The organism is Streptomyces sp. NPDC057963 (assembly GCF_042887155.1).
Lineage (GTDB): Bacteria > Actinomycetota > Actinomycetes > Streptomycetales > Streptomycetaceae > Streptomyces.
Genome location: NZ_JBHVPX010000032.1, coordinates 1 through 12,723, shown reverse-complemented (window position 1 = coordinate 12,723; position 12,723 = coordinate 1). Strand labels below are relative to the sequence as shown.

The 12,723-nt window shown below is 69.7% G+C and carries 13 protein-coding genes and 2 pseudogenes; 7 read left to right on the top strand and 8 right to left on the bottom strand.

Translation table 11 applies throughout. From position 1 onward, the window contains the following. Position 1: 1 nt before the first annotated feature. From ACFVT1_RS37275 to ACFVT1_RS37250, 6 genes and pseudogenes are all read right to left on the bottom strand, one after another. Positions 2-952 (bottom strand): annotated as a pseudogene (locus ACFVT1_RS37275) (ArsB/NhaD family transporter); the annotation flags it as partial. A 112-nt stretch (positions 953-1,064) separates the two neighbouring features. Next, the gene (locus ACFVT1_RS37270; protein WP_389804248.1) at positions 1,065-1,727 is read right to left on the bottom strand and encodes a hypothetical protein; all 663 of its coding nucleotides are present in this window, start codon (positions 1,725-1,727) and stop codon (positions 1,065-1,067) included. Between the two features lie 45 nt (positions 1,728-1,772). Then, positions 1,773-2,159, bottom strand: coding sequence for a fic family toxin-antitoxin system, toxin component (locus tag ACFVT1_RS37265; protein ID WP_389804245.1), 387 nt, complete (start codon positions 2,157-2,159; stop codon positions 1,773-1,775). Next, positions 2,156-2,452, bottom strand: a complete 297-nt coding sequence (locus ACFVT1_RS37260; protein ID WP_389804242.1) for a DUF1778 domain-containing protein — start codon at positions 2,450-2,452, stop codon at positions 2,156-2,158. Before ACFVT1_RS37260 ends, ACFVT1_RS37265 begins: the two co-directional genes overlap by 4 nt. Before the next feature lie 337 nt (positions 2,453-2,789). Continuing rightward, positions 2,790-3,026, bottom strand: a complete 237-nt coding sequence (locus ACFVT1_RS37255) for a hypothetical protein (RefSeq protein ID WP_389804240.1) — start codon at positions 3,024-3,026, stop codon at positions 2,790-2,792. Between the two features lie 893 nt (positions 3,027-3,919). Continuing rightward, positions 3,920-4,318 (bottom strand): annotated as a pseudogene (locus tag ACFVT1_RS37250) (putative phosphothreonine lyase domain-containg protein); the annotation flags it as partial. A gap of 201 nt (positions 4,319-4,519) precedes the next feature. Between ACFVT1_RS37250 and ACFVT1_RS37245 the strand changes: the two are divergent. Further along, complete coding sequence (locus ACFVT1_RS37245; RefSeq protein WP_389802580.1) at positions 4,520-4,888, top strand: VOC family protein; 369 nt, start codon at positions 4,520-4,522, stop codon at positions 4,886-4,888. A gap of 46 nt (positions 4,889-4,934) precedes the next feature. Here the strand turns inward: ACFVT1_RS37245 and ACFVT1_RS37240 are convergent, their stop codons facing one another. Then, positions 4,935-5,423, bottom strand: coding sequence for a transposase family protein (locus ACFVT1_RS37240; protein WP_389804237.1), 489 nt, complete (start codon positions 5,421-5,423; stop codon positions 4,935-4,937). 533 nt (positions 5,424-5,956) lie between these two features. Here ACFVT1_RS37240 and ACFVT1_RS37235 point away from each other — a divergent pair. From ACFVT1_RS37235 to ACFVT1_RS37215, 5 genes are all read left to right on the top strand, one after another. Further along, a complete protein-coding gene (locus tag ACFVT1_RS37235) occupies positions 5,957-7,159 on the top strand; it encodes an FAD-dependent oxidoreductase (protein WP_389804235.1) in 1,203 nt (400 codons plus the stop codon). Positions 7,160-7,377: 218 nt separating this feature from the next. Further along, positions 7,378-8,805, top strand: a complete 1,428-nt coding sequence (locus ACFVT1_RS37230; protein ID WP_389804233.1) for a rhodanese-like domain-containing protein — start codon at positions 7,378-7,380, stop codon at positions 8,803-8,805. Continuing rightward, a complete protein-coding gene (locus ACFVT1_RS37225) occupies positions 8,802-9,779 on the top strand; it encodes a TSUP family transporter (RefSeq protein ID WP_389804230.1) in 978 nt (325 codons plus the stop codon). The genes ACFVT1_RS37230 and ACFVT1_RS37225 overlap by 4 nt, the downstream gene beginning before the upstream one ends. Positions 9,780-10,064: 285 nt before the next feature. After that, positions 10,065-10,847, top strand: a complete 783-nt coding sequence (locus tag ACFVT1_RS37220; RefSeq protein WP_389804227.1) for a GntR family transcriptional regulator — start codon at positions 10,065-10,067, stop codon at positions 10,845-10,847. 94 nt (positions 10,848-10,941) lie between these two features. Then, positions 10,942-11,322 (top strand): hypothetical protein, encoded by a 381-nt coding sequence (locus tag ACFVT1_RS37215; RefSeq protein WP_389804224.1) that lies wholly within the window; start codon positions 10,942-10,944, stop codon positions 11,320-11,322. Here ACFVT1_RS37215 and ACFVT1_RS37210 read toward each other — a convergent pair. Beyond that, positions 11,270-11,956: an IS5 family transposase gene (locus ACFVT1_RS37210; RefSeq protein WP_389804221.1), complete on the bottom strand. Its 687-nt coding sequence runs from the start codon at positions 11,954-11,956 to the stop codon at positions 11,270-11,272. The genes ACFVT1_RS37215 and ACFVT1_RS37210 overlap by 53 nt on opposite strands. A 560-nt stretch (positions 11,957-12,516) precedes the next feature. On the opposite strand from ACFVT1_RS37210, the gene ACFVT1_RS37205 reads away from it, so the two are divergent. After that, on the top strand, positions 12,517-12,723 hold a 207-nt coding region (locus ACFVT1_RS37205; protein WP_389804218.1), incomplete at its 3' end, for a transposase.

Sequence of the window (12,723 nt, the reverse complement as noted above, 5' to 3'; positions counted from 1 at the left end):
TTCAGCCTCCGATCGTTTGGAGTGAGGCCCACAGTGCCACGACTGCGAGCAGCAGGGCGGTGGGCACGGCGAGCAGGCCGAGCCGGGTGAACTCGCCGAGGCCTACGTCGGTGTTGTGTTCGCGCACGATGCGCAGCCACAGCAGGGTGGCCAGGGAGCCGGCGTAGGTGAGGTTCGGGCCGATGTTGACCCCGAGGAGGACGGCGAGGACGGCGCCTGGGCCGGTGGGGGCGGTCAGGGAGAGCAGCACCAGGACGGCGGGCAGGTTGTTGATGATGTTCGCCAGTACGGCTGCCAGTGCCGAGATGGCGAGGAGGGCCGGAAGACCGGTGCCGCTGGGAACCAGGTAGCCCAGCGCGCTGGCGAGGCCGTTGTCGACCACGGCCCGGACCACGATGCCCAGGGCCAGGACGAAGGCGCAGAACGGCAGGGCCGCGGCCCGGACGATCGCCGTGGGGGTGGTGCGGCGCTGGGCCAGGGCGTGGGCCGCCAGGACGGCCGCGCCCGCGGCCGCGGCCCAGGCCGGGTTGATGCCGACCGCCGAGGTCAGGACAAAGCCCGCCAGAGTGCCCGCCACGGTGAGCAGGGCGAACAGAGGCAGTTCGCGGGGCTCGTCGGCGGGCGGGGCCTCGGCACCCGCGTCCAGGTTAGTGGCGAAGAAGCGGCGGATCACCACGTACTCGGCACCGATGGCCACCAGCCAGGGCAGCGCCATCAACGCGGCGAAGCGGGTGAAGCTCAGGCCGCTGGCGGCGAACGCCAGCAGGTTGGTCAGGTTGGAGACCGGCAGCAGCAGCGAGGCGGTGTTCGACAGGTGGGGGCAGGCGTAGAGGTGCGGTTTGGCGCGGGCGCCCAGCGGGGCGGCGGTGGCGAACACCACCGGAGTCAGCAGCACCACCGTGGCGTCCAGGCTGAGCACTGCGGTGATCAGTGAGGCGGCTACGAACACGACGGAGGGGCCGGATTCGCCCGCCAGTTGAGGGTTTGGACACCTCCTCCCCGTCAAGGGCGCCTACGGCTTCATGTATCCGCTCTGACCGCCGGTACGGCGTGGCATTGCCGCTCTACCGCTCGGCGGTGCCGTCCTCACCGTCAATCTCGTAGATCCGCTCTTGAAGCCGTTCACCAGCCCAGTCCAGCCCGGCGCCCAGGTCAAACCAGTGCCGATCCTTGCGGACTTCGGGTGGCGAGAGGTTCACCGCCGCCCAGGAGAACACCCCCAGGAGGATGGAACGCCCGTGCTGCGTTGTGCGCACGGACAACGCAAACGGCGCGGCGAGTGCCGCGCGGGTTACCAACATGACGTGTTCGTCCTCAGAATGTCGACGCCCACCCGTGAGAAACCGGGGCGTTTCAAGGATCTTGACCCACTCGACCACTGCGTCTGCCACCTGGGCGCGCAAGGACTCCTCGATGCCCTGCCGGATGGCGGTCGCGGGATCTTCGCCGAGCCAGCCAAGCCAGTGATCAGGGTCAGTGAGCTTGCTGAAGTCGTCCTGTGGTACCCCGTGACGGGGATTCTCCTGGTACTCACCTGTCAGTTTCCCGCTGCTGTCCACCAACCACGCACCGCGGATTGCCTCGGGAGGTACGTAGCCGTTCGGGTCGTCGATATACGTCGGATCGATCTCGGCGACGCTGCCACCTGGATTCTCAGCAGCCGCAGCCAGCAGTGCCGACTCGTTCGGTATGCCCTTACGTCGGCTGCGCGAGCCAAAACGCCCCACGTTCCTACTCCCACTGTTGCCTGCCTAGTGACCACTGCGGGCAGGTCAGTTGATGGTCCAGTCGCGCAGCTGACGGGCGAGGCGGGCGACGCCCAGCGTCCCTGCGGCGGCGTCGCGCACGAGGGCGACGGCCGCCTTGGGCGGGTAGTCGAGCCGGTGTCCGTTCAGAGCGAGGTACGCCTCGGTCGAGTGCCAGGCAAAGGCCTCGCCCGAGTGCCCAAGGCAGGGGAGTTTTGACAGGGTCTGCAACAGTGCGGCGGCCTTGAGGTGCACGGAGCCGTAGACGTCGCGTTCCATGGCGCTGGCGTTGACCCGCGCGACGGCCGCGTACAGCGGTCCGAGGTCGTCGACCTGCGGGTCGCCGTCGAGGAGCTCGGCGGCGTGCAGCAGGAAGGTGATGTCGAGCGGGTGCAGCGGTTCGGGCTGGGTCACGCGGCCTGGCCCCGCTCCTGCTGCTGAAAATCGGCACGGGCCTGCTGCTCGGCGGCTCGCTGCTCCGGGGAGGGGTCGGTGCTGCTGGGTTCGGCGGTGAACGCGGCGCCGCTGCGTGTCATCGACTCCTTGAAGCCGTCCAGGAACCGCTGCTCCACGGCGGTCGCGCGGGCGTAGGCCGCGGAGAGGATGTACTCCTGCAGGCTCACTCCTTCCTGCGCGGCTGCGGCGGCGATCGCGGCCCGCTGCTGGGGGTCGGGGAAGCGTAGGCTCATGGCTTTCGGTTCTGACATGGTACCGATGATACCAGTGGTATCACTTTAGGCCCAGAGCAATGGCTCCGCTGGAGTGAGGCGCCAGGTGAGGGCAGCTCTGAAGCCGGTGGAAGCCACCCGGCCAGGGCGGATCTCACCCAGGCCGCAGCGACCCGTCTGGACGCCGTGGAGACCGGCTGGGCCGGGCTGCGGCGGGATGTCCACACCGCCTCCCTTGTCGTAGCGGGAGCCCTCACCGCTCTTTGGAATCTCCCCGCGCACTGACCGCCTCGGCCGCGCGTTGTCCACCGCTCGCTGCGCGCATGCGTGCCCGTGGACGCATGCAGTGTCTGGCGGGGCCGTGGCCTGCTGCGGTTCAGTGGGAGGCTGCGCCGGGGCGGGCGAGGGTGGCGGCGCTGTTGTAGGGGAGCAGTGATTCGTTCTCGACGAGTGGCACGATGACGTGCAGCAGGTCGTCGGCTGCTGGGCTGCTGGTGCCGGCGTGGCGTTCCGCGACAGCGGCGGTGGCGCCGGCGAGGAGGTCGGCGAGCTGGATGGACGGGTGCTGCTCGGAGCTGCCACGCAGGAGGTGGGGGAGGGCGATGCCCTTCACTCGGGAGGACGGGGTGGCGGCCCGGGTGACGCGGAGGACGTCGGCGAGGTAGCCGAGCCGCTCGTCGGTGAGGGGTTGGTCGGTGAGGATGCTTACCGGGCCCTTGTGATGGCGGGCCCGGCGCCGCCGCGGAGGTCGCTACCCACCAGCCACCACCGGGCCGGCTGTGACCTGAGGAGGGTGGGGGAGCAGCGACTCGAGGTTGTCCCGTACGAAGTCCGCCGCCCTCCTGACTGACTCGTCGGCCCCTGCTTGGTCTTCGTAGACGCTGGTGGAGAGCATCACTCCATCTCCGGCGTCGACCCAGTAGTAGGCCACGAAACCGGGGACTTGGCGCAGAAGGGGCACGAATCCGTCCCCCACTCGGCGTGCCGCCTCGGCAGGATCAGTTACCCCTTCGTACCGCCGAACGACTGCGTACATAGCTGATCTCCTCACGGATCCCAAGGTCGCCTCGCTCCGAATACATGCCCTCCACGCCGCCTCCGGCTCGCAGTACGTCCGCAAGGCCCTCGAATGGGCGCACGGGGCATCCAACCTGGTTCCGCCGTGGCCAGGGCTGAGCGAAAAGAGGGCTCACGGAACTCCGGGCAGAGCCTTGAATCTCCCCACCCGGCGCTCGCGGGTGGGACGAACCTGCTCCCTGAGATTCCCCACCCACGGACCGCCGATCTAGGCCAACTGAGGTTCCCCCGCAGCGCGGGAGTGGCTGACTAGCTGGTCAAAGCGGGTGGCTACGGCTACGTGCGAGCTTTGCCGCTTCTTGGCGCAGTGGACATCGTCCCTGAGCCGTGGTCTGCCACGGGGCCGTCGGAGTCGTCAAGCCGGGAGCGGCCGGGCGGGCTCCGCGCCCGCCGGTCTTGGCCCCGAGGGCGTGTGGGCCGGGTGGGCCTTCATCCTGCGCCTGCTGTCGGTCGGATGTGCGGTGCCCGCGGGCGTTGTGCGGCCGGGCGGGTCTGACGGTCGCGCCGGATGATTTTGGCGGTTCCGGCGGGGCTGGTGTAGATGCTGGTTCCGTCTCCGTATTCTCCGCGCGCGGTGGCCTCGTCGGTTTTGTAGGCCAGAGCGTCGCGGACGCCGAGTGACCGGAGGGCGAGCAGGACGCGCTGTACGTCCTGTTCGTCGTGGTAGTTGGCGGTGTAGATGATCACGGGTCGGCGTGTGGGATCGCCGTCGAAGTCGCTGCCCAGCGTGGCGACCTTGGCTCCCGGTCCGAGCTGTCCGGCTTCCACGGCCGTCTTGATGAGGCGCCAGCCCGCATCGAGGGCGCGGACCGGCAGGAGCCACAGCCATTTGCCGGCTTTCGCGAATTCATTGAAGCTCCGCCATCTTGAAGTGGCTGGTCAGCGGGGTGGCGTGACCTCGTTTCGGGGTGCGTGTTGGTCGTGGGCGGCAGTCTGTGTTGTAGATCGTCCGGCGGGTTGGTTTTGCCGATGAGTTCACCGCCCTCGAACGGTCTACCCAGCGACACGACCGTTCTCGACAGGAGTGCCATGTCCACTATCCAGCCAGTGATCATTACTGCCGACCAGGACGTTCTGCTCGGTTTCTATACGAAATTGTTCGGCGCTGAGGAGATCTTCCGGGTACCGGCGGAAGGCCCGGCCTTCTACCTCGGCTTGCGCATCGGCGACACCGACCTCGGGCTGGTGGCCAAGGCGAACCCGGGGACCGGGGCGGCGTCGCGGATCCTGCTCAGTATCGGTGTCGACGACGTCGACGAGACGCTCGGCCGGGTGGAGGCGCTGGGCGGCTCGGTCCGCGGCGGCCCCAACGACATGCCGTGGGGACAGCGCGTCGCCCACATCCAGGACCCCGACGGCAACCCGGTGAACCTCACTCAGCCGATTCCGGCCCGGTGACGCTGTTCCGGGGCATGTGCTGATCGTGGGCTACCTGCGGTAGAGATCAATTGTCGGTGGTGGCCTCGATGTTCGTCAGGACGAGCAGCGCGCGAAACAGGTGGGTGGCGCGGGCGGGGTCGGTGCGGAGCTTGGTGAGGATCCGCCAGTTCTTCAGATGGGCGAAGTCGTGCTCGACGGGGGCGCGTCCGGCGGCGAGGACTCGGTTGGCTTCCTTCTCGGCGGGGGTGAGCTTGCGGGCGCGGGTGGCTTTGAAGCCGGTGACGACCACCGGGTCGTCCGGATCGTCGTCCAGGCCGAGGAAGCCCAGGTCGGCCAGGGCACCGAGGCCGACGGCGCGCAGGTGGGCCGGGATGTGGTCGCGGCGGGCGGCGGTGATGTCGTGGGTGCGGCCGGGCCGGGACGCTCCAGCACCTCGGGGTCCGTCATGCGCCGGATCGTTGGAGCGGCACCGGCGACCGCGGGCGGGAATCCGCAGAACCGCCCTGCCAGACGATCTACCCCGCAGACTGCCGCCCACGACCAGCACGAGCACCCCAAGACGGAGTCACACCAGACCCCTGACCAGCCACTTCAAGATGGCGGGGCTTCAACATAGAAGGCGCCTGTTACGGGGGCGCTCACGCGCGGCCAGCCGACCTGACATGCAACCCCATTGGACCGATGCACCCTACGGCCGGCCGTCCTTTCGCCGCAGTTGCCTACCTGCAGCGAAGGGACGCGATGGCTGGATATCCGCCAACTCAGACATTCAGCCCCGCCAGCTCAGCCGCTCACCCGCCACCTGAAGCGCTCAGTCACACCCGGACCGACACGTCCGGGGCTTGCTCGCGTACCCGCGCGGGGATCGGATGTTCATGCACGCGACGTCGTGCTCAACGACGCCGTCGCGCGGTGGTCGCCCTGCGCCCGTGAGAGAAGGCCGATCCGGCCACGCCGAGGTGGACAGGCGCGCAGCGAGCACAAGATAAATGTACGTACAATTGCTTTGGGGTTTGCGCAGGTGGCTTGCGCGCCGGAGTCACGCCGCCTACCTTGAATGTACGTACATATGATCGGGGGGTTCCCTTGGTGACCAAACAGCACCACCGGACCGTGATCATCGGCGGCGGGACCGCAGGTATCTCGGTCGCGGCTCGGCTCCGCCGCGCCGGTGAAAAGGACGTCGCAGTGCTCGACCCAAGCCTGTATCACTACTACCAACCGTTGTGGACGCTGGTCGGCGGCGGACGAGCGCCGCTGAAGGAGAGCATCCGCCCGCAGGAGACCGTGATGCCGAAGGGCGTGCGGTGGATCCGCCGCGCCGCGGTCTCCATCGACCCCGAAGCCCAGGAGGTGACGCTGGACGAAGGCGGCACCGTCTCCTACGACCACTTGGTGGTCTGCCCCGGCATCAAGCTGGACTGGGATCGAGTGCCGGGCCTGGAGGCCGGGCTCGGCAAGGACGGCCTGTCGAGTAACTACCTGCCGCACGCTGCTCCCGCGACCTGGCGCTTCATCCGCGGGACCCGCTCGGGCAGCGCGGTGTTCAGCATGCCGACGGGCGCCATCAAGTGCGGCGGCGCCCCGCAGAAGATCGCGTACCTCGCCGCCGACTACTGGCGGGAACAGGGCGTCCTCGACAGGATCGGCGTCCACCTCGTGATACCCGGTGCCGCCATCTTCGGCGTTCCGGAGTTCGCGCGTGTGCTCGACGACGTGGTCCGCCGGTACGGCATCAACGTCCACTACGGCAGCGAGGTCACCGAGGTGCGCCCCGAGGCCCGCGAGGTGGTCGTCACCGACCTGGGCACCGGGGGCACGAAGACCCTGCCGTACGACATGGCCCACCTCGTCCCACCGCAGAGCGCCCCTGACTGGATCAAGCGCAGCCCGCTCGCCGGAGCCGACGACCCGGCTGGCTACGTCGAGATCGACAAGCACACCATGCGGCATGTCAGGTACCCCAACGTCTGGGCCCTCGGAGACGTCGGATCGTCCCCGAACTCCAAGACCGGCGCCGCCGTGCGCAAGCAGGCGCCCGTGGTCGTCGAGAACCTCCTCGCCGCGATGAACGGCCGGGAACCCACGGCCGCCTACCACGGCTACTCCTCATGCCCGCTGACCACGGCCCGCAACAAGATGCTGCTCGCCGAGTTCGACTACAGCGGTCAGCCCACCCCGTCGATCCCGGTGATCGACACCATCCGCGAACGCACCGACATGTGGTACCTCAAGCGGCGCGGCCTGCCGTTCCTCTACTGGAACCTCATGCTCCGCGGGCTCGCCTGATCCGAAACCGGAAAGCGGGAACCCGACCGCCGCACCGACCGGAGACCCGGCGGATCGCACCCGCGGTCCCGGCCCCGGCGTACATCGCCACCCTGCCCCCGGCCACCTGGCCGTCGCCGCGCCGCATCCATGACGCGCGGCCCCACCGACCCTCCACCCGCGCCCCGGGCCCGATGCTGCCCCGGCGCACCATCACCGCTCATCCTCAGGAGCCCGTCATGACGAACCACACCGGACCGCTGGTCTTCGTGCAGTTCTACCTCGACTGCCTCTCCCACGCCTCGTACCTCGTCGGCGACCGCACCACCGGCCGGGCCGTCGTGGTCGACCCACAGCGCGACGTCAACGACTACATCTCCACCGCCGAGCGTCACGGCCTGACCATAGAGCGGGTCCTCGAGACCCACATCCACGCCGACTTCCTCTCCGGTCACCTGGAGCTGGCCGAGCGCACCGGCGCCCTCATCTCCTATGGCTCCGCTGGCACGCTCGACTTCGACACCGACCCCCTGGACGACGGCGAGCACCTCAGCCTCGGCGAGGTCGACCTGGAGATCCTGCACACCCCGGGCCACACCCCCGAGTCGATCTGCGTCGTCGTACGCGAACATGCAGGCGACGCCATCCCCTACGGCGTCCTCACCGGCGACACGCTGTTCATCGGCGACGTCGGCCGTCCCGACCTGCTCAGCGCCCGCGGCCGGTCCGCCGAGGGCATGGCCCGCGCCCTGTACCAATCCACCCGCGAGCGCCTGCTCACCCTCCCCGACGACACACGTGTCTACCCGGCGCACGGAGCTGGCTCGGCTTGTGGCAAGAACCTCTCGACCGAGCTGAGCTGCACGATCGGCAACCAGCGCCTGGGCAACTACGCCCTGGCCGACATGACTGAGGACGAGTTCGTCTCCGTTGTGACCGAAGGCCAGCCTGCCGCGCCCGCCTACTTCGCGTTCACATCCGTGCGCAACCGCCAGACCCGTCCAGTCCTGGACGAAAACACCCCCGTTGTCCCCCTCACCCCGGACGCCTTCCTCGACGCCCGGGCGCACGGCGCCATCGTCCTGGACACGCGGGACCCGGAGTCGTTCGCCTCCGCTCACCTGCCCGGCGCGGTCAACGTCCCCCTCGGCGGACGCTTCGCCGAGCTCGCCGGCGAGGTGCTCGACGCCCAGGACAGCATCATCCTGTGCGGCGACCCGGCCACCGCGCGTGAGGCCCGCAACCGTCTCGCCCGCATCGGCTTCGACCACGTCCTCGGCGCCTTGACAACCCCGGTTGACGCCGTCGGCGCCGAATACCTGACCGCCGCCGTGCGCGTGGAAGCCACCGGCCTCGATGACCGGCTCGCCAAGGAAGCGGACGACTTCGAGCTGGTGGACGTGCGCGGCCGGGGCGAGGTGCATGAAAGCGGCACCATCCCCGGCGCCCGCCTCATCCCGCTGCCCGAACTGGTCGGCCGCCTCAGCGAGCTGCCGACCGACCAGCCGCTGACCGTGTTCTGCGCGAGCGGCAACCGCTCGTCGGTGGCCGCGTCCGTACTGCGCGCCCGCGGCTTCGAGGCCACCGACCTACGCGGCGGCTTCTCCGCCTGGCGCGGTGAGGTCGCGCACCCCGCCGGCACGGCCCCGGGTGGCGTCCCGGCGTGAGCGAGCTCATCCTCTCCCTGCTCTGCGGAGGCGTGGTCGGCCTGGCTCTCGGCGCGCTCGGCGGTGGCGGGGGTGTGCTCGCGGTCCCGGCCCTGGTGTATGTCCTGGGCGTCGCACCCGCCGACGCCGGGACCACCAGTCTGGTCGTCGTCACCGTCACCTCCGTCACCGCCCTCGCCCGCCATGTCGGCACCGGCAACATCCGCTGGCGGACCGGCGCCCTGTTCGCCGCGGCCGGCGTGGCACCCGCCATCGGGGCGTCCCTGTTCGCCCACCGCATCCCGCAGGCCGTGCTAACCACCGCGTTCGCTGTCCTGGCCGCTCTCGCCGTCGCGGTGATGCTGCGCGGTCTGCGCGCAGCGCACGGGACGCGCCAGGCCGCCGCTTCCGGGACGGCCGTCTCGCAGGCCACCGCACCCGGGCCGGCCGTGGGGACCGTCGCGTCCCACTCCGGCCGGCCCGGGCTTGCGGACGCGACCGCCGTCCGGGCGGCACCCCGAACGGCCGGCGGGACCAGCGCAGCCGCACAGCGTGCGGACGGTCCCGCACCGGAAGAGGCGGGTGGCGCTGACGCCACCGACGGCCATGGGAGGTCCGCCGGCCGGGCCGGGTTCCTGCGCATCGCCACGGCCGGGGCCGGCCTGGGTGCGGTGACCGGGTTGCTGGGCGTCGGCGGCGGCTTCCTAGCCGTACCCGCCTTGGTATCGGTGCTCCGCCTGCCGATGCGGAAGGCCGTTGGCACCAGCCTTGTGGTCATCCTCATCAACTCGGTCGTGTCCCTCGCCACCCGCCTGGCGGCCGGAGGAATATCCCTCGACCTCGCGATCTTCGGTCCGTTCGTGGGCGCCGCCATCCTCGGCGCCTGGGACGGCAAGCGGCTGGTAGCCAAGCTCTCCGGTGCCGCCCTGCAGCGGGCTTTCGCCGCCCTGTTGCTCGCGATGGCCGTGTTCATGCTCCTCGACGTGTTCGTCTGAGGTTTCCCGCAGGGTCGCGGCTGGTGCCGCGGCGGGTGACGGTTACTGCTGATCGGCTGCCGCTTGAGCGAGGGGCATTCGAGCCCGTCGCGCGGCCTTTGGTGTCCGGCACCCGCCCGGCGGTGCGGGTGCCGGACACATCGGGCCGCCACCCCTGCGGGCCAGGTCGACGCGTCTTTGTCCGAGGAGCCGGTGAGCGCGGGTTTGCACCACCCCTGCAAATGTACGAACATTCACTTTGTGTCAGTAGCATCCGTCCGACCCCCGAGCCCCAGGAGGGCACCGGTGACCTCCCGACCCGGCCCCCGTTCCCTCACCCGATCCGCGGGCAAGCCGCTATGGGCACAGCTGCGCGCCGACCTGCTGCGCCGTCTTGAAGACGGCGAGTTCCGCGGCGTCTTCCCCGGCGAGCACGACCTCGTCGCCGAATACCAGGTCAGTCGGCACACGGTCCGCGAGGCCCTCCGTCAGCTGCGTGCGGAGGGCCTCGTCACCGCCCGGCGCGGCAAGGTCTCCCGGTTCACTGCCAGCCGCCCGCTGGAGCAGAAGGTCGGTGAGGCCTACAGCCTTTTCCGTTCTGTCGAGGAGGTCGGCGCCGTCCAGCGCAGCGTCGTACGTGTGCTCGACCAGCGCGCTGACGGTGTCATTGCTGCCCGTCTGGGACTTGAGGAATCCACACCGCTCGTCTACCTCGAACGTCTCCGTCTCGCCGACGAGGAGCCGCTCGCCGTCGATCGCGTGTGGCTTCCTGCGGACGTCGCCCGCCCGCTCCTGGACGTCGACTTCACCCACACCTCGCTCTACGATGAGCTCGAACGCCACTGCGGCACTCGCATCAGCGGCGGCTGGGAGCGAATTCGGGCCGTCACGCCCGGCCGCGGAGAGCGCACCCTGCTCCACTGCCCCGAGTCCACCGCGCTGTTCGCGATCGACAGGCTCGGTCACGACACCGGCCTACGCCAGGTCGAGTGGCGGCAAACGCTCGTCCGAGCGGATCGCTTCGCCGTCGCCGCCGCGTTCTCCACCGACGACGGCTACCGGCTGGGCGCTCCGGTCCGTACACCCTGAGCTTGACTCTGTCGGGGATCTTGGAGTTTCCCGGTGCGACAGCATGGTCAACGGGCATGCTCGGGTAGTTCCGCCGACCGACGAAGCTGTCGAGGTGCCTGTTGCAGCCCCGGCTGCCGAGACCACCGTCGTGACCGGGGCCGGGGCGGAGCAGGGCACCGCGCCCTCGTCCGCGCCGGTGCCGGGCTCGATCGTGCCACCTTGGCGCGAAGGATTGCCGGTGACGGTGCTGGTGCCGGACTACCAGCGGATCCTGGGCGTGCTGGAGAAGCGGCAGTCGGCGGGCCAAGGGCCGCTGAAGGCCAAGGAGATCACCGTGGAACTGGGCCTTGGGACGACGCCGGCGAAGGTCGAGGGGGTGCGCTCGAAGGCCAGGCGCCTGGCGGAGCGCGGGTGGCTCGTGCAGGAGACGTCGGGGATGTTCAGCGCCGGCCGGCGGCCCGTGGCCGCGCCAGGCGCCGGGTCATCCGCGTGACCATCGACCACCGGATCATCGCCTCGCTGGTGGCGGGCAAGGTCTCGTAGTCCCGGGCCAGTCGGCGCGAATGCATCAGCCACGCGAACGTGCGCTCCACCACCCAGCGCCTGGGCAGCACCACGAACCCCTCCATGTCGTCGGTGCGCTTGACGACCTCCAGGGTGAGCGCGAGTTTCTGCCGGCACCAGTCGACCAGGCCGCCGGTGTAACCGCCGTCGGCCCAGAGCAGGCAGATGTCATGGTGCAGCCGGGTCAGCAGGCCCACGGCGGCGTCCCGGTCGCCGATGTTCGCGGCGGTGACCGCGACGACCAGGAGCAGGCCGAGCGTGTCGGTCACGATGTGGCGCTTGTGGCCGCCCACTTTCTTCCCGCCGTCGTAGCCGCGTGAGGTGGCCGGCACCGTCGCGGCGGCCTTCACCGACTGCGCGTCGATGATCCCCGCCGTGGGCTCTGCCTCACGGCCCTCGCGTTCACGGACCTTCCCGCGCAGCCGGTCGTGGAACTCGGTGATCAGCCCGTGCTCGCGCCAGCGGCGGAAGAAGGCGTAGGCCCGGCCCCAGGCCGGAAAGTCCGTGGGCATCGCCCGCCACGAGATCCCGCCCGCGACCAGGTAACGGATCGCGTCCAGCATCTGCCGGTGGCAGTAGCTCTCGGGCTGCCCGCCCCGGCCGTTGGAGCCGGGCCGGCACCGGCAGCAAAGGCCGGACGGACGCCCACTCCGCGTCCGTCATGTCCGACGGATACCGGCGCACCCGGTCCGGATGGTCGGCCGCGTTGCCGTACACGTGCGCGAGGCAATCACACGATGGAGCAGCCGAGTTGAACTGAACGGGTTCGGAAGCGTACAACAGCGACACCAGGGCCTCCCGGCACTGCTCGGTTAGATTCGCATCCCCGAGCTACCAAGAGGCCCTGTCTTCATGCGCGTACCGCGGGAAGATCACCCCGGCGGGAAACCTGTTCGACCCGCACGTTCCATGATCGGTTGAGATACGGCTTCTCACCCTGCCCGACGCTGATCCGGAGCAACGACGCGACCTGGAGCGGACCCAGCGGTACCAGTACGAGCTGTACAGCAGCAGTGCGCTGCTCCCGACTCGGTCAGCGAACCCGGTGCGACAGCCACCCTCCCTGGCACCGACATCATCACTAAGACCGTGTCCTGTGTGGTGATCGCTCGTTGAGCTGTTCATGGGGCGGGATGCGTGGAGTTGGATTGTTCCGGACGGGCTGTGGGAGATCGTGAAGCCGTTGATCCCGCCGTCGAGGGTGCGGCCGCAGGGCGGCGGGACGCAGGACACGTCTGATGAGACCCTGTTTGCGGCCATCGTCTACGTGCTGGTGAGCGGGTGTGCCTGGCGGGCGTTGCCGCCGTGCTTCGGGATCTCGAAGTCGACT

What these genes read in the sequence shown, in the direction of transcription:
- ACFVT1_RS37260 (WP_389804242.1), bottom strand. Translation starts at nt 2,452, where the DNA reads ATGTCAGAACCGAAAGCCATGAGCCTACGCTTCCCCGACCCCCAGCAG.
- ACFVT1_RS37245 (WP_389802580.1), top strand. Translation starts at nt 4,520, where the DNA reads ATGTCCACTATCCAGCCAGTGATCATTACTGCCGACCAGGACGTTCTG.
- ACFVT1_RS37230 (WP_389804233.1), top strand. Translation starts at nt 7,378, where the DNA reads ATGACGAACCACACCGGACCGCTGGTCTTCGTGCAGTTCTACCTCGAC.
- ACFVT1_RS37210 (WP_389804221.1), bottom strand. Translation starts at nt 11,956, where the DNA reads ATGCTGGACGCGATCCGTTACCTGGTCGCGGGCGGGATCTCGTGGCGG.